Raw genomic sequence first — 15,767 nt, 5'->3', positions numbered from 1 at the left:
CAAAAAATAGAGCCGATTGTTTTACTGTTGGCACCTGTCTAGACGGGCCTTTGCGGTCCTGAAGACCACAACAAACATAAAAATTCGAGGTACACCCGTGGCCGCTGATATCGAAGATACCCGCTCTGCCCGCTTTGCCCTGCGCTGCTCAAGTTTTGCCGAACGCTGGTTCCCCGACTCCTGGGTGTTTGCCGCACTGGCGGTGATTATCGTCGCCGTGGCCACCCTGTTCATGGGCGCCAAACCCACCGACGCCGCCATGGCCTTCGGTGACGGCTTCTGGAGCCTGATCCCGTTCACCATGCAGATGGCTTTCGTGGTGATCGGCGGTTATGTGGTCGCCAGCTCGCCACCGGCAGTGAAACTGATCGACCGGCTGGCGCGGATCCCGAAAAACGGCCGCTCGGCCGTGGCCTGGGTTGCGTTGATCTCCATGGTCGCCTCGCTGCTGAACTGGGGGCTGTCGCTGGTGTTTGGCGGTTTGCTGGTGCGCGCCCTCGCCCGCCGTACCGATCTGAAAATGGATTACCGTGCCGCCGGTGCCGCCGCCTATCTGGGTCTCGGCGCGGTGTGGGCCTTGGGCCTGTCCTCGTCCGCCGCGCAATTGCAGGCCAACCCGGCCAGCCTGCCGCCGTCGATTCTGTCGATCACTGGGGTCATTCCCTTCACGCAAACTATTTTTCTCTGGCAGTCCGGCGTGATGTTGCTGGCGCTGATCGTGATCTCGCTGATCATTGCTTACGCCACTGCACCCGGCCCGAACTCGGCCCGTGATGCCAAAGCCTGCGGCATCGATCCGAGCTTTAACTTGCCACCCTTGCAACCGCGCACCCGCCCCGGTGAATGGCTGGAGCACAGCCCGCTGCTGACGATTTTGCTGGTGCTGCTGGCGGCCGGATGGCTGTTCCACGAGTTCTCGACCAAACCGGCGATCAGTGCGATTTCCGGGCTGAACACCTACAACTTCCTGTTCATCATGCTCGGTGCGCTGCTGCACTGGCGCCCGCGCAGCTTCCTTGACGCTGTGTCCCGCGCGGTGCCGACCACCACGGGCGTACTGATTCAATTCCCGCTGTACGGCTCGATCGCGGCGCTGATGACCACCGTCAAAGGGACTGACGCTCAGACGCTGGCTCACCACATCTCGACCTTTTTCGTACAAATCGCGTCCCACGACACCTACGCGCTGCTGATGGGCGTGTACTCGGCAATCCTCGGTTTCTTCATCCCTTCCGGCGGGGGCAAATGGATCATCGAAGCGCCGTACGTCATGCAAGTGGCCACCGACCTGAACTACCACCTGGGCTGGGCCGTGCAGATCTACAACGCCGCCGAAGCCTTGCCGAATTTGATCAACCCGTTCTACATGCTGCCGCTGCTGGGCGTGCTCGGGTTGAAGGCGCGGGACTTGATCGGGTTTTCGTTCGTGCAACTGCTGGTGCACACGCCGCTGGTGCTGTTTCTGCTGTGGGCGTTGGGAACGACGCTGACGTATACGGCACCGGTGATGCCGTAACACGTAAGTGATTGCACCTGCTGCGGGCAGGTGCAATCAGTTCACCCGGCTTGAGCATGAAACAAACGCCTAGATTTATCCTACATACAGGCTCGATTCCGCCTGACATGAAACCCGGAGAGTTCTTATCTCCAACCTATGAATCGCTGAGTAAACTCCGACAGCTCACAAACTTTTTAAAGCAAGACAGCACTGACCAAGGATGAACAAACACATGTCTTTAATATCGAAAACGCTGGAAGAGATGATTAACGAGATTTACCAGGACGGTAAGGTTTCAGTCGTTGAATATAAAAAGCTGCGTGATGATGCAGATCGCCGTATGGATGCTGTCGTCCGCGAGTTCGGCCAGCACAACAATCTGACCGCCCTTCAAAAAGCGATGGATGTAGTGATGCAATTAACGCAAACGTCCATCATTGATGCCAAAAAAGCCAAACTGACCGATACAGGAGAGGCCATCGTCAAGGATGCCGTATTTGCACAGGTCGAGTACTTGCGCGCCGGCACTCATCTGGCACTCAAGCTGTTGTAACGCTTCAATCTCCGTCCGGCCCATAAACATTAAGCCCGGGCCGGCCTCCATAACTAAGAGCTCCTGGCATACACAGCGCAAGCTCTAAGCAAAAAAACTACACGTACACACTGTTCTGTGTAACGCCGGTGATCCAGTATGTCGCGTACCCCAATCAACGGGACCACGCTGAAAAGGATCTGAGCATGTTCAAGTTCGCAGGCCTCACCCTCGCGGCCCTCACCCTGAGTGCCGCCGCCCATGCCGATGTCGACCTGAAGCTGGGCAGTACCGAACGCGTCACCCGCCTGTTCGCCTATCCCAACAACTGCAACGTGATCTGCTTTCGCAACTGGACGCTGGAGCAAACGGTCGAGCATTACCTGACCCAAAGCGTGCAGCGCGATGGTTACAGCGCGGCGAAAGTGCTGGTCAAAACCGATAACAATCAGCTCTACGCCGAAATCAGCGGCGTACCCCGTGGCTATGAAAAACCGTTGGCGGCGTTGCTCGATGCCGGTGATCTGGCCTATACCGGCGCCAGCAAGCTGAATGCCGATGGCAAGTGGGCTTACAGCTGGTATCTGTTCCTGCCACTGGGCATGGCTCTGGAAAACCGCAAAAGCGTTGAACTGTTGCACTTTCCACCCGACTATTCGTTGACCCAGGCTCAGGATTACCTGCGATCCGCCACCACCGATCGCTGGGCCACACTGCTGACTGACAACGGAATTCCGGCCGACCAGACGCCGGGCTACCAGACCATCATCGACATCGCACCGATTGCCGCGCCGTCCAACGCTGGCAAAGATCTGGAAGGCGTCTACGACTACTTCAAGGACTACCAGACCACCATGGTCAAGCAACTCAGCCAGAACGCCAGTGGTGCGGCGTTGCCGATGGTCGCCTTCGGCGCGCCGGTGCGTAACTGGATCAAGCAGCAATACGGGCCGACCGTGAACGTGCTGGGCCTGGTCAGCATCAGTCCGAGCGACGGGGTGAAAGTGCCAGTGCTGGGTTCCAACCACCCAAGCTACATTTGGTACGCCGCCGACCCGCAAAGCTATACCGGCAACGATGCCCAGGCCAAGGCCGACGCGGCTGGCCTTAAAGTCATGGGTCAGGATTTGAGTGCCGCGTGCTGGCAGGCCGCCATGGGCCGCCAACCGGACAGTAATCCCGACATTGAACTGAGAAGTTGCACCCAAACCTGGCAAGTGGCTCAGGCAGAAAAAACCTGCGAGCTGTTCTATACCTCGATCCGCAACCTGACGCCCGAAAAAGCCGTGGCCAAGTGCGCGACGGCACCGATCAAATCTCAACTCAAACAGCTGAAAGCCCCAGTACCCGCGACTGCGATCCCTGTCCCGCCTCTGTAAAACGATGAACGGCGGGTCTACTGTCATAACTGACAGTAGACCCGCCGTTTCATTTGCGAGAGGCTTGAGTCGTTCCCATGTGTTGCAGTGCTGACAGGATTGTCAGCTGATGGAGGTCGCAGCACCCAGCCGACAAGGATCGTTATGAAAACCCACGCCCTGCACGAGACGCTTGCACAACCTCCCGACGGGATTTATCCATTTGCGGAGCTGCCCGTTCGCCTTGGATTCCCCTCCCGGGCCGACTTCGAGATTATCGACAACACCAACGGATCGGCGGGAGCCGTCGCCGCACTTCGGGACTTCCCCCGTATCAGCCGAATTTGTCGGGCGTCAGGGCACTTGCTGCCTTATCGCTGTCGGCATACCCGGCAACTGGCCCGTGGCATCCATGTCTACGACCCGCGCTTCTGCGGCCTGCTGCGACACTCCTGCGACCCAAACGTATTTCTCGACATGAGCGAGCTGTGGTTGTGGGCGCTGAAGGACATCAAAAAAGGCGACCGACTGACGATGGACTACGCTTCCACCGAAGACAAACTCTTGCGTCAGTTCGCCTGCCAGTGCGGCTCGTTCGACTGCCGAGGCTGGATCACCGGCTACGATGAACCGCCGAACGCCGACGGCCAGTTGTTTCTGCAGCACTGGCGCCGGCGAAGTCTATGCTGAAGGGCGTTACAACGTCTCGACCGGACGCAGACGGTATTGCGGCGGCAATTGCTCGAAACCGCTGATGGTGGCGTTCAGGCTTTTCCAGCGACCGTCCTTGATGCCATAGATGCAGCCGTGAACAGACAGGCTCTGCCCGCGGTGCCAGGCGTTTTGCACAATGCTGGTGTGCCCGACATTGGCCACTTGCTGGATCACGTTGTATTCGCAGAGGCGGTCGACCCGCTCCTCTTCGGTGGGCAACTTGGCGAGTTCTTCGCGTTTTTCATAATAGAGATCGCGAATCGAGCGCAGCCAGCCGTCGATCAGGCCCAGCTGACGGTCCTGCATCGAGGCGCGCACGCCGCCGCAGCCATAGTGGCCGGTAACGAGGATGTGTTTGACCTTCAGCACGTCGACCGCGTACTGAATCACCGACAGGCAGTTGAGGTCGGTGTGCAGCACTACGTTGGCCACATTGCGGTGGACAAACAGATCGCCGGGCAGCATGCCGACGATCTCGTTCGCCGGCACCCGGGCGTCGGAGCAACCGATCCACAGGTATTCCGGGGTTTGCTGACGGGCCAGCTTGGCGAAGAAATCAGGATCTTCTTTGGTGATCGCGTCAGCCCAGCGCTCGTTGTTATCAATCAGATCTTGTAATTCGTTCATGCAATGAAACCTCGAGAATGATGCGCTTCTATGACAGACAACCATCTGTCGGGGTCACGCGCCAGATGCAGAAACCCGGTTTTCCATGCCGGAGGAATTCTCAGCAGCCCAGGGGGTCCACCCTAGTAAGGCCTACAGTATGAGGAATTGCCATGACTGAATCACGACGTCCGTACGATGCGGTGCAACCCGAGCCCATCGATGACAACGAAGACCGCATGGGTTCGATGCATGAGCTGGATTTCGACGAGGAAGAACCCAGCGCCAAAATCGGCGACGAGCTGACGCAAGCGGAGCGTGAACGCCTGATGCCTCGGGAACGCGTACGTGAAGCCGGCATGACCGGGGCCTCGACCGATGACCATGAGTCCACCGACGACGACATGAGCCCGGAAACCCTGATCCATGAAGACGGCGCACGGGACGCCCACGAAGCGGGTGAAGGTGGCCAGGCCGATTGGGATTTGAGCATTGTCGATGAAGACGACATCGGCGGGGGCAATGGGCTGGATGAAGAGGAACTGGCGCGGCGGGATCCGATGGACGGTAATCGTTGATCTATCTGTCTGAGAGGATCGGAATGTAGGAGCTGCCGAAGGCTGCGATCTTTTGATCTTCCTGTGTCGTGACAACAAAAGATCAAAAGATCGCAGCCTTCGGCAGCTCCTACACGGGATCGCTGTTCAATCGACCAAAGTGCAGGCCATGACGACAGCATCTTCCCGCCCGCCAACTGCCGGGTAGTAATCGCGCCGCCTACCAATCTCGTTAAACCCATAACGCTCATACAACTTGAACGCGCCACGGTTGCTGTCGCGCACTTCAAGGAAACACTCCCGCGCCTTGGCGTCATACGCCCGGGACATTAAATGCTCCAGCAACGTCAAGCCCAGGCCACGGCCCTGGTTTTCCGGTTTGACGGTGATGTTCAGCAGATGAGCTTCATCAAGGATGATCTGCACCACCCCATGGCCGACCTGCTGCTGGCCTTCAAACATCAGCCATATCTGATATTTACCCAGCCCATCGAGAAAAATCCCGCGAGTCCAGGGATGGCTGTAAGCCGCGTATTCGATTTTCAGTACAGCGTCCAGGTCCGCCTCGGTCATTGGGCGGAACGATACAGCGTCACTCATTCGATTCTTTCCAGCGCGCCATCAGCCGACGCATGGCTTGCCAGACATCAGCCTTACGCTGTGGCTCTTCCATTAATAATTCCAGACCCGGCAGGGCCCAGACCGAGCCCAGGCCTTCGACCTGGAGTTCACGGTTGAAGGATTCGGCGTTCGCCTCACCGGCGAAACGCACCGCCGGCAAGCCGATCAGCCACACGCAGACGCACGGTGCGTCTTCCAGCCGGGCCGAGAGAAAACCTTGCACGAAGTCGCGAGCTGCTTCCGGGCCTTGATCCATGGTGCCCCGAGACAACAGCGGCCAACGCACCGGCTCGCCGACGATCTGCGGGCTGTCCGGCAGACCGGCGGCGCGCAGCATGTCTTTGAGCAACAGATAGGCGGGGTCGCGGGTCTGGAACGATTCGCCTGTGGGTAACTCCACCAGCAGCAAGCAACGCCCGGCCCGCAGCAATTGCAGAGCGAAACGCGGTGGCGGCACGACTGGCGCCTTGGCCACAACCGGAGCGGCCTCTTCTTCAACCTTGGCATTCGTACGCGTGCTGGCCAGCGATGGCCGTGGCACCTCGATTTTCACCCGTTCGGCCGGTTTGACCAGCGGTTCCACGGGTGAATCAGCCACAGGCGCGGGCGCAACCGGAGCAACCGGCGCGACGACCAACGGCTCGGGCATCTCCAGCAATTCGGGCCGCGAAGGCGCAGCAAAGGGCAATTCGGTGCGCGGCAGCCAGTTGACCACCTGCATGGCGGTCAAATAAGCGCGGCGACGGGACTCGATAAGCAAAGGTCGGCCACTTGTGGATAACTAAAGTGCGGTGATTCTACCGCCCTTCGCTCAAGATCGCCCACGCTTGATCGATAGAAAGCCAACTGTCCGTCCCGAGAGTGAATCGCAACGGGCGTGATGCAGTACAATCGCTGCTTTTATTCGTCAACCAGCCGGCCATTCCGATGATCGAACCCAAGCGCGTCTTGCGCGCCCTCGCTGAACACTGGGCACTTCTGGAGCCACTGTGCGAGCACTTCGACCAAGGCACCTTGAGCCTCAACGAATTGCGTTCACAGTTGGCCGCCCAGCAACTGGACAGTACGCCGCAGGACATCACCAGCCTGCTGGACGTGTGGATTCGCCTCGACATTCTGGTTCCCGTGGCGAAAAGCCCGAACCGTTTCGAGCTCAACGCGCAAATCCACGACTTCCTCGCCTACCTGCGCCGTGAGCACCGCCTGGGCCTGTGCCTGGAGATCGAAGCCTATTTGCGTCACCTCGAACGCCTGGCCGGTTATATCCAGGACGCCTTCGACATCCGCGACGGCCACGACCTGGCGCGCCAGTTGCGCCTGCTCGACATGCGCGTACGGGACGTATTGAAGAAACTCGCCAACGACGAACAGGCCCTGGTGGCCGTCGCCGAGCGGGCCAAGACCAGCGACCGGCAAATCCCGCTGCGTCAGCGTTACGCCGAAGTACTGGCGACCTGGGACGAATACGTCGAACCGATGATCCAGTTGGTGAACGCCGACGGCGCCTTCGAACAAGGCGTGCGCAAGGTCGAGAACGTGCTGCTGAAGATGCTCACCGAGCAGCAACGCCTCGGCCACCTGGTCGATGACGACATGCTGCTGCGCACCCACGCGCGCATCCTCGAAATGCAGACCAGCGCCCAGCTGACGCTGCGTCATGCCCGCGAACTGCTGCTGCCGCTGCGTGAAGAAGCCCGTCGGCACAACGCCGTGACCCGTGGCGCGGCGCTGGCTTTGTCGGCCATCCGTCGCAAAGGCATCGATGCGGTGCCACAAGCGGCGATGCCGATGTTCACTCGGCCGCAAAGCACCTTCTTGGGTAGCGCCAGTCAGGTCGAAGCCTACGTTTATGCGCTGGCCCGTTTCGAGCCGAAACCGGCGCGCTTCCCCAAGGCGCACAAGACGCAGAAAGGCGAAGCGCCGCGCGCGCCACGCACGGTTCGGGAAATGCTCGAACGCTGCGAAGACGCCCTGCCGATGCCGGACCTGATGACCTGGCTGCTGGAGCAGGAGCCGGACGGCGCTACCGACGAATTGCTGTATTGGTTCTCGCGCCTGTCGCGGGAAAAACGCTTCACACGCGAGCGTCTGGAACGCCGCGATTACCACACTCACGAGCACCAGGTCAGCCTGCGCTCCTTCGCCCTGCTCTCGGCCGCCGACACCGCCGCCGAGGATTCTGCGAGCATTCCAAATGCATCTTGATCTAAACGAACTGTCCCAGCTGGCGCCGATCTTTCGCGAGCTATTCAAGGGTTACCACGTCAGCCGCCGCGATCCGGAGCTGTACGCGCAACTGTCGAACTTCCAGGACCAGTACCGCACGCTGTTCAAGGCGTTGGGCTTTGAATTGGTCTGCGACACCCGTGGTTTCTACTACTTCGTGCCGGACCTCGCCGCCGCAGCAGTGAACAAGACCGCGCAACGTCTGGCGCTGTTCACCTTCATTCTCGTCGAGCACCTGGCCGATCAGGGCCGGGACCCGGTCGCCGTGCTCGACGGTGGCAGCCTTGGCCGCGATGAATTGCCATCGTTACTGGAAAAGTACCGCGACCTGTTCATCCAGGCCGAAGTGCAGACCGTCGAAGAACTCGAAGAAAAAATCATGCGCCGCATGACTCAGCTCGGTTTCGCCGGTGAAGAAAACGGCATCTACCGTTTCCTGCCGCCGATGCACCGTTTCCTCGATGTCTGCCTGTCGGTCCAACAAGACCGTGATCTGGCCGCCAGCCTGCACAGCGTGTTGCCTCTGCCGGTTCCGGTGCTGATCGACGACGACAGCGACGAAAAGCTGTTGGAAACCGATGACCCGCTGGATTTGAGTGACTTCGAAGAAGAAAGCGAAGAAGACGCCATGGCCCGCGCCATTGCCGAAGAACAGGAGACCGACGCATGAGCAAGGAACGCTACGGCATTCGCCGCTTCGCCCTTTTGAACACCGCCGGTTACAGCCTCGGCCTGTTCCCGCTGGAAGAACCGTTGTCGGTTTACGGCGCGAACAACCTCGGAAAATCCGCCTCGATCAACGCCTTGCAGTTCCCGATCCTGGCGCGCATGTCGGACATGAGTTTCGGCAAGTACAGCCTGGAGCAATCCCGGCGCTTCTACTTCGCCTCGGACACCAGTTACATCCTGGTCGAAGTCTCGCTGCCTCACGGTCCACATGTGATTGGTGTGGTCGGTCGCGGCCCGGGCGGTGGTTTCGGTCACCAGTTCTTTGCCTACGCCGGCAAACTGGATCTGGCCCATTACCAGAAAAACGACACCTGCCTGCGTCAGAAAGAATTGTTCACCAACCTTGAGCGCGAAGGCCTGAAAGCCTACGAGCTCAAACCGGATGAATTGCGTCGTTTGCTGGTCGGTGGTCACACCTCGATCCCGCTGGACCTGACGCTGATCCCGCTGCGCTCCACCAGCGAGCAGAGCCTGAAGACGTTCCGCGCGCTGTTCATCAACCTGCTGCACATGCGCGAAATCACCGCGGCCAAGCTCAAGCAATTGTTCCTCGATGCGTTCGAGCACAGCCTGCGTTCCGGCAGCGTCGATTACATCGCCGCGTGCGAAGAAGCGTTCCGCGATGTACGACGCATGGAGCAGGATTACAACTCGCTGGTCACTGCCGGCCCATTGGTCGAAGCCCTTGCGGCAGGCGTGACCCAGCGCAATATCCTGCGCGGCAAACTGCACCGCATTTCGCCGCTGCTCGACTCCCTGCTCGGCACTTGGTCGGACTACGCCAGTGCGCGCAAGGAAGAGCTGACGATTCAGGCCGAGCATTACCGCAACGAGCAAGACGCGCTGCAAAACGATCAGCGCGGCGGCACTCAGGAACTGATGCGCCTGGAGCGGGAAATCACCGGCATCCAGCGCTGGCTCGGCGAGCTGTCGGTGCTCAAGCATCGCTTCGCACTGGTCGATGACGTCAAAGTGCTTGAGCAGCAACTGCTCGCGGCCAAGGATGCGCACGATGAACTGGCCGGTGCGCTGGCGCAGTCGCGGCAGTTCAGCGCCGAAGATTTGGAAGAGCGTCTGCGGGATCTGGAAAAACGCCTGAAGTCGGTCAAACAGCAACTCGATCATGCCGACAACAACAGCTACGCCCGTCTGCGTGAAGAGTTCTCGCAACAGGATGTCGAGCGCCTGATGCGCCTGTTCAACAGCGCGCTGTTCAGCCTGCCGTTGGGTGAGCACGGTATTACGCTGGACGAGGACGGTCAGTGGGTCAAATCCATGGAACTGATCCTCGACGGCTTCAAGGGCGAGCGTTTCGAAGTGCCGGGCCTGTCCATCGACATCTCGCACATCGAACCGCCGGCCCTGCAAGCCCTGGCTGACCGCGCGGCGTTGCGCGATCAGAAAGAGCGTCTGGATAAAGAACTCAAGCAACTGAAAACCCAGCAAGCCGTGGCCGCCGACCGCGCCGCGAGCAAGACCCAGACCGAAGCGCTGTACCAGCAAGTGCTGGATGCGCAGAAAGCGCTGGAAGATTTCCGCCGCGCGCAAACCCTGAGCGCCGAAGAAGGCGACAAGCTTGAGCAATTGGCGCAGATGGAAGCGGCGCAGGACGAGTTGAAGCGTTCCAGCGACGCCTTCACCGAACGCGTCCAGCAACTGTCGGCCAAGCTACAACTGGTCGGCCGGCAGATCGGCGACATGGAAGCCAAGCAACGCACCCTCGACGACGCCCTGCGCCGCCGTCAGCTGTTACCCGCAGACCTGCCGTTCGGTACGCCGTTCATGGACCCGATCGACGACTCCATGGACAACCTGCTGCCGCTGCTCAATGACTATCAGGACAGCTGGCAGGGTCTGCAACGCAGCGATGGTCAGATCGAGGCGCTGTACGCTCAGGTCCGCCTCAAGGGTGTGGCAAAGTTCGACAGCGAAGACGATATGGAGCGTCGCCTGCAACTGTTGATCAACGCTTACGCGCACCGTACCGACGAAGCACTGACCCTTGGCAAGGCGCGTCGTGCGGCCGTTACCGACATTGCCCGGACCCTGCGCAACATCCGCAGCGACTACGACAGCCTCGAACATCAACTGGCGTTGTTCAACCGCGAGATCAACAAGCGTCAGGTCTCCAACCTGCAAAGCTTCCGCATCGTGCTAGCCCCGAACAAAGAAGCGCTCAAGCACATCGACCAGATCATCCACAGCGCCGGTCAGTATGAAGAAGGCGAAACCCTTTCGGTCTTCGACCTGAGCCAAAGCGCTGATCAGGACAACAAGAACGAAGAAGCCAAGGAGTATCTGGCACGGCTGGTGGCGGCGAACCACAACCAGCTCGGTCTCAAGGATCTGTTCGAGCTGGCGTTCGAGATCACCAAGGTCAACGGTCAGCCGGTGATCCACACCGACATCGACGGTGCCGCTTCCAACGGTACGACCATGACCATCAAGGCGCTGACCAACATGTACTTGTTGCTGCACTTGATGGACCGCGACCAGGCCGGTCGCGTGCGCCTGCCGTACTACCTCGACGAGGCAGCGGACATCGACGAGAAGAACCAGGCAGCGCTGTTGGAAACCAGCCTGCAACTGGGCTTCGTACCGATCCTGGCGAGTGTTAAGCCGCAGGTCTGCGCCAGTGTCGCCATCGACCTGGAAGGTGGCAGCGGCCCGAACGGGATCTACATCGACGAGGCGGACTGGAAGTACATCCGTCGTCACGATGAAGTGAAGGCTGCCGTTACCGTTGAAGCGGATGAGCCGGAGCTGGATGCGGTTTGATTTGAACCGTTAGATACGAAAAAGGCCGCGATCCAATGGATCGCGGCCTTTTTTTGTGTGCTGACTTGAGACTTTCATTGAACTTGAGGGCCTCTTCGCGAGCCAGCTCGCTCCCACATTTGACCGAGTTGTCTGAACGAACGCGGCTCAATGTGGGAGCGAGCTGGCTCGCGAAGGCGTCATCACAGACGCCAATAAACTACTTGCCGATTGAAATCTTCGGCGCCCAGGTCAGCCATTCGTCTTCGAACTTATCGAACAGCGGGAACGTTTGCTCAGCTCGCGCCGGACTGCCCATACGCTCACCGTCCGGCGTGGCGAAAGCGATGCCGCCCTGGATCAGCGTCTCCAGCGATTCGGTACGCATCGTCGCACCTTTGAACAAGCCGTAATCAAAGCCAAAACCACTGGAGTTCCAGAAACGCGTGCCGCTGCGCACCAACGGCGCGTACTTCGGCTCGATCAGGATGTGCACCAACACACGATCCGCCGTCTGGCCGAGTTCATAGCCTGTCACCTTGCCCACGGTGATTTCGCGATAAGTGACCGGCACACCTGTTTTCAGCGAACCACGGCGGGCAGCGCTCAACACCAGACTCAAACCGGCTTCTTGTTTAGCGGTTTCCGGCGGATTGGCCAAGGCCACGAAGTTCTTCTGCGAGCCGAGGTTTTTCGCGGCCGGTTGCACTTCGATGTATTGGCCAGTGACCAGCGTTTCGAGGTTGGACGTCTTGATCAGACCCAGTTCAGGTTTGACTACCCAGAACTGACTGCCCACCCGAGCGATGCGCTCCGGCACTTCGGTGATTCTTGCGGTCAGCATCACCGATTGCAGGTCATCCGTGAGGTCGACGTCTTCAATTTTGCCGACATCCAGGCCTTTGAATCTCACAGGTGTGCCGTTGCGTAAACCATCGGCGCGATCAACCTTGATCGTGACCACGGTGCCTTTTTGGTTGGCCTCGTCATGGTTGGCGAACAAACGGAAACGCGGAATCCGCTTCTGCAATGGTGCCTTGACTTCCGGGGTTTCGAAGGCAATGCCGCCAGCCATCAGGCTTTGCAGCGACTCACTTTTGACCTGGATTCCACCGGTCAACCCACCGGTCAGCGTGATGCCGCTGGCATTCCAGAACCGTGTCGAGGCGTTGACGAGACCTTCGTATTCCTTCTCGATGTGTACACCAATCACCAACTGCTTTTTAGTGCGTGAGAACTGATAGCTCTGGACCGAACCAACCTTGACCTGCTTGTAGAGAATCGGGCTGCCGACCTCCAGTGAACCGAGGTTTTCGGTGAATAGCACCAGGTGCAATCCCGGTGCACGCAAGTCGAGCGGCGGTGCCTTCGGCCGTGCGACAAACTCGCGCTGCGGTGCGGCGCCTTTGTCTCCCGGACGCACGGCGATGTAGTTACCTTTGACCAACGCTTCGAGACCAGTGATACCGGCAAGCGAAATCGACGGCTTGACCACCCAGAACTGGGTGCCTTCGACCAGGTAATCTTCAGCTAGAGGATCGAGGGTCAATTCGGCAGTGGCACTGGATAGATCAGGATCTATCTTGAGCGCTTTCAGATTGCCGACCTGGATGCCTTTGTACATAACCGGTGTGCGACCCGCCTGCATTCCTTCGAAGTCGCTGAGTTTGACCTTGACCCGAATACCGGCGGCGGCTGCATCGAAATCTTCGTAGAGACGGAACGGCAGACTTGGATCGGTGGGCGGACTGTCCTTGCGGTTCTCCGGCGTGGCGAACGCGATACCGCCGGCGACGATGCTCGCCAGGGACTCGCTGCGCACTTTCACACCCGACAGGTTGGCGTCAATGCTAATGCCACTGGCGTTCCAGAAACGTGTGTGTTTGCGGACCAGTTTGGCGTAAGTGGGCTCGATGAAGACTTTGAGTTCAACGGTGCTTTGGTCTTCGGAGAGCAAGTAACTTTTGATCTGGCCAACCCTGATCTGCTTATAGAAAACCGGGCTACCGCGATTGAGTGAACCGAGACGATCAGCCTTGATGGTCAGGTGCAAACCGGGCTGTGCGTCCGACAGCGGCGGCTCTTCGGCCAAGGCCTTGAACTTGCGAGTCGGCTCACCCTCGCCCGGGCTTATCGCGACGTAGTTCCCCGAGACTAGCGTCTCCAGACCAGTGATGCCGGCCAGCGTCACGCTCGGCTTGACCAGCCAGAAACGGGTGCTGGTCCGCAGGTATGGCTCCACGTCCTTGTTCATCTCGACGGTGGCGATCACGCCTTTGGAGTTGCCTTCGTCATCAAGTTTTAGAGTCTTTACCTTACCCACCGACATGCCTTTGTAGACGACTTCGGTCTTGTTGGCCTGAATGCCTTCACCACTTTCGAAACGCACCTGAATCTCGATGCCGGTCTCGTTGTAGGCACGCCAGCCAAGCCAGCCGCCGATGATCAGGGCGATCAGGGGCAACACCCAAATGGCTGACCAGTTCGAGGCCGGTCGGGTTTTTGCTGTAGGCAAATCAGTCATGGTCGTCGTCCGACTCCGTGTTATCCCAAATCAGTCGGGGATCGAAAGTTACTGCGGCAAGCATTGTCAGAATCACCACACTGGCGAAAGCGATGGCGCCAAGATTGGCTTCGACGCTGGCAAGCCGTCCGAAATTCACAACCGCCACCAGGATGGCGATCACAAAAATATCGAGCATCGACCAGCGGCCAATGAACTCAATAAAGCGGTACATCCAAATGCGCTGGCGAGCCGAGAGTGGCTGGCGACGCTGCACGGAAAACAACAGCAGTGCGATGCCCACCAATTTGAACGTTGGTACCAGGATACTGGCGATAAAAACCACGGCGGCGATTGGAATCATGCCGTGTTGAACCAGTTGGATCACACCGGACATGATCGTGCTGGGATCGCCCTGCCCCAGTGAACTGACGGTCATGATCGGCAGCACATTGGCAGGGATGTAGAGAACCGCCGCGGTAACCAGCAACGCCCAGGTACGCATCACGCTGTTCGGGCGACGGGCGTGAACCAGCGCACCGCAACGGGTGCAGACCTGTACGTCGGTGTCGGCTTCCTGCTTGTTCAATTCATGGCATTCGGCGCAAATCAAAATGCCTGCATCAATCGCCCGCATGGGCATCCTCTCCTGATAAAGCCTGCCAGATCTGATGGGGTGACATCACAACCTCCAACCAGACCTGAACCAACAACAAACCGATAAAGCACGCCAGGCCAAGCCCGACGGTAATTGCTGCCATATCTGCCAGTTTGACGATCGCCACCAGTACGCCCATGAGGTAGACCTCGAGCATCCCCCAATCGCGTAAATGGTGATAAATGCGGTAGAGCAACAGGCCGTAACTGCGTCCGATATCAAAACGAATACTCAGCAGTACACCCAGTTGGCAAAGCAGCTTGAGCAGCGGAATTCCCATACTGCAGAGAAACACCACGACTGCTACGCCCTGCATTCCGGTATTGAACAGGCCAACAACACCAGTCCAGACAGTGTCATGCGATGACTGCCCGAGTAGATGGAGCTGCATAATGGGTAAAAAGTTCGCCGGGATATACAACAACAGAGCGGCGATAACCAGGGCGAGACTGCGCTGTACGACGTTATGCCGATGGGCGTAGAGCTCGTAGCCGCAGCGCGGACAGAGGGCTTTCTCGCCATGGGCGAGTTCGGGCTTGCGCATCAGCAAGTCGCACTCATGACACGCTACCAAGTCGTCCAGCGGTAATTCTGACAGCCCTGGGGCGTCAACCGGATCTGGCATAAAGGATCTGGCCTCCAAAAAAGTTGGACCTATTCTAGTGTCATGGATCGAAAATAACTGTGCAAATTTGTGCTTTAACTGAAAGCCACTTTCCTGCGGACAAAACAAAACCCCTACCTGCATACGCAGATAGGGGTTTCGGAATTTAATCTTGACGATGACCTACTCTCACATGGGGAAACCCCACACTACCATCGGCGATGCATCGTTTCACTGCTGAGTTCGGGATGGGATCAGGTGGTTCCAATGCTCTATGGTCGTCAAGAAATTCGGTAGCCAGGTCGTGGGCCTTTTCAGGTTCACGCTCCAGCGAATGGGTATGCGATAGTTGGGTGTTTTGTGAGTATCTCGAACTTTCGGTTCGTTTCGTCTTCACACACCGC

14 protein-coding genes and 1 rRNA gene are annotated in these 15,767 nt (G+C 58.7%); 8 read left to right on the top strand and 7 right to left on the bottom strand.

Annotated features, from left to right (window positions below; genetic code table 11):
• Positions 1-97: 97 nt before the first annotated feature.
• The 4 genes from CUN63_RS17855 to CUN63_RS17840 all read left to right on the top strand — a co-directional run bounded on the left by CUN63_RS17855 (position 98) and on the right by CUN63_RS17840 (position 4,078).
• Positions 98-1,516 (top strand): short-chain fatty acid transporter, encoded by a 1,419-nt coding sequence (locus CUN63_RS17855; RefSeq protein WP_033061219.1) that lies wholly within the window; start codon positions 98-100, stop codon positions 1,514-1,516.
• Between the two features lie 214 nt (positions 1,517-1,730).
• Entirely contained in the window at positions 1,731-2,051 is a 321-nt protein-coding gene (locus tag CUN63_RS17850) for a hypothetical protein (RefSeq protein ID WP_129441227.1), read from the top strand.
• Between the two features lie 185 nt (positions 2,052-2,236).
• Entirely contained in the window at positions 2,237-3,409 is a 1,173-nt protein-coding gene (locus tag CUN63_RS17845; RefSeq protein WP_129441225.1) for a hypothetical protein, read from the top strand.
• Between the two features lie 144 nt (positions 3,410-3,553).
• A complete protein-coding gene (locus CUN63_RS17840) occupies positions 3,554-4,078 on the top strand; it encodes an SET domain-containing protein-lysine N-methyltransferase (protein WP_129441223.1) in 525 nt (174 codons plus the stop codon).
• A 6-nt stretch (positions 4,079-4,084) separates the two neighbouring features.
• Here the strand turns inward: CUN63_RS17840 and can are convergent, their stop codons facing one another.
• Complete coding sequence (can, locus tag CUN63_RS17835; protein WP_033061212.1) at positions 4,085-4,729, bottom strand: carbonate dehydratase; 645 nt, start codon at positions 4,727-4,729, stop codon at positions 4,085-4,087.
• A 152-nt stretch (positions 4,730-4,881) separates the two neighbouring features.
• Between can and CUN63_RS17830 the strand changes: the two genes are divergently transcribed.
• The gene (locus CUN63_RS17830; protein WP_129441221.1) at positions 4,882-5,286 is read left to right on the top strand and encodes a serine kinase/phosphatase; all 405 of its coding nucleotides are present in this window, start codon (positions 4,882-4,884) and stop codon (positions 5,284-5,286) included.
• Positions 5,287-5,412: 126 nt separating this feature from the next.
• On the opposite strand, the gene rimI is transcribed toward CUN63_RS17830, so the two are convergent.
• Complete coding sequence (gene rimI, locus CUN63_RS17825; protein ID WP_008145534.1) at positions 5,413-5,865, bottom strand: ribosomal protein S18-alanine N-acetyltransferase; 453 nt, start codon at positions 5,863-5,865, stop codon at positions 5,413-5,415.
• Positions 5,858-6,607 (bottom strand): energy transducer TonB, encoded by a 750-nt coding sequence (locus tag CUN63_RS17820; RefSeq protein ID WP_111451246.1) that lies wholly within the window; start codon positions 6,605-6,607, stop codon positions 5,858-5,860. The genes rimI and CUN63_RS17820 overlap by 8 nt, the downstream gene beginning before the upstream one ends.
• 206 nt (positions 6,608-6,813) lie before the next feature.
• Between CUN63_RS17820 and mksB the strand changes: the two genes are divergently transcribed.
• Genes mksB through mksF form a run of 3 tightly spaced genes read left to right on the top strand, consistent with a single transcriptional unit; the run spans position 6,814 to position 11,619 of the window.
• Entirely contained in the window at positions 6,814-8,091 is a 1,278-nt protein-coding gene (gene mksB / locus CUN63_RS17815; protein ID WP_165353259.1) for an Mks condensin complex protein MksB, read from the top strand.
• Entirely contained in the window at positions 8,081-8,782 is a 702-nt protein-coding gene (gene mksE / locus CUN63_RS17810; protein WP_027925914.1) for an Mks condensin complex protein MksE, read from the top strand. The genes mksB and mksE overlap by 11 nt, the downstream gene beginning before the upstream one ends.
• The gene (mksF, locus tag CUN63_RS17805) at positions 8,779-11,619 is read left to right on the top strand and encodes an Mks condensin complex protein MksF (protein ID WP_129441217.1); all 2,841 of its coding nucleotides are present in this window, start codon (positions 8,779-8,781) and stop codon (positions 11,617-11,619) included. The genes mksE and mksF overlap by 4 nt, the downstream gene beginning before the upstream one ends.
• Positions 11,620-11,818: 199 nt before the next feature.
• Here the strand turns inward: mksF and CUN63_RS17800 are convergent, their stop codons facing one another.
• The 4 genes from CUN63_RS17800 to rrf all read right to left on the bottom strand — a co-directional run bounded on the left by CUN63_RS17800 (position 11,819) and on the right by rrf (position 15,649).
• Entirely contained in the window at positions 11,819-14,122 is a 2,304-nt protein-coding gene (locus tag CUN63_RS17800; RefSeq protein WP_129441215.1) for a PqiB family protein, read from the bottom strand.
• Complete coding sequence (locus tag CUN63_RS17795) at positions 14,115-14,738, bottom strand: paraquat-inducible protein A (protein ID WP_129441213.1); 624 nt, start codon at positions 14,736-14,738, stop codon at positions 14,115-14,117. Before CUN63_RS17795 ends, CUN63_RS17800 begins: the two co-directional genes overlap by 8 nt.
• Positions 14,725-15,384, bottom strand: a complete 660-nt coding sequence (locus CUN63_RS17790; protein ID WP_129441211.1) for a paraquat-inducible protein A — start codon at positions 15,382-15,384, stop codon at positions 14,725-14,727. Before CUN63_RS17790 ends, CUN63_RS17795 begins: the two co-directional genes overlap by 14 nt.
• Positions 15,385-15,533: 149 nt before the next feature.
• Positions 15,534-15,649: ribosomal RNA gene (rrf, locus tag CUN63_RS17785) — 5S ribosomal RNA — on the bottom strand.
• Positions 15,650-15,767: the final 118 nt, after the last annotated feature.

The organism is Pseudomonas sp. ACM7 (genome assembly GCF_004136015.1).
GTDB lineage: Bacteria > Pseudomonadota > Gammaproteobacteria > Pseudomonadales > Pseudomonadaceae > Aquipseudomonas > Aquipseudomonas frigoris.
This window is presented reverse-complemented; position numbering and strand designations above follow the sequence as displayed.

Bases quoted from the DNA above. Each gene is read 5' to 3' on its own strand.
- CUN63_RS17850 (WP_129441227.1), top strand. From the start codon at position 1,731: ATGTCTTTAATATCGAAAACGCTGGAAGAGATGATTAACGAGATTTAC.
- CUN63_RS17845 (WP_129441225.1), top strand. From the start codon at position 2,237: ATGTTCAAGTTCGCAGGCCTCACCCTCGCGGCCCTCACCCTGAGTGCC.
- CUN63_RS17840 (WP_129441223.1), top strand. From the start codon at position 3,554: ATGAAAACCCACGCCCTGCACGAGACGCTTGCACAACCTCCCGACGGG.
- can (WP_033061212.1), bottom strand. From the start codon at position 4,729: ATGAACGAATTACAAGATCTGATTGATAACAACGAGCGCTGGGCTGAC.
- CUN63_RS17830 (WP_129441221.1), top strand. From the start codon at position 4,882: ATGACTGAATCACGACGTCCGTACGATGCGGTGCAACCCGAGCCCATC.
- rimI (WP_008145534.1), bottom strand. From the start codon at position 5,865: ATGAGTGACGCTGTATCGTTCCGCCCAATGACCGAGGCGGACCTGGAC.
- CUN63_RS17820 (WP_111451246.1), bottom strand. From the start codon at position 6,607: ATGCAGGTGGTCAACTGGCTGCCGCGCACCGAATTGCCCTTTGCTGCG.
- mksB (WP_165353259.1), top strand. From the start codon at position 6,814: ATGATCGAACCCAAGCGCGTCTTGCGCGCCCTCGCTGAACACTGGGCA.
- mksE (WP_027925914.1), top strand. From the start codon at position 8,081: ATGCATCTTGATCTAAACGAACTGTCCCAGCTGGCGCCGATCTTTCGC.
- mksF (WP_129441217.1), top strand. From the start codon at position 8,779: ATGAGCAAGGAACGCTACGGCATTCGCCGCTTCGCCCTTTTGAACACC.
- CUN63_RS17800 (WP_129441215.1), bottom strand. From the start codon at position 14,122: ATGACTGATTTGCCTACAGCAAAAACCCGACCGGCCTCGAACTGGTCA.
- CUN63_RS17795 (WP_129441213.1), bottom strand. From the start codon at position 14,738: ATGCGGGCGATTGATGCAGGCATTTTGATTTGCGCCGAATGCCATGAA.
- CUN63_RS17790 (WP_129441211.1), bottom strand. From the start codon at position 15,384: ATGCCAGATCCGGTTGACGCCCCAGGGCTGTCAGAATTACCGCTGGAC.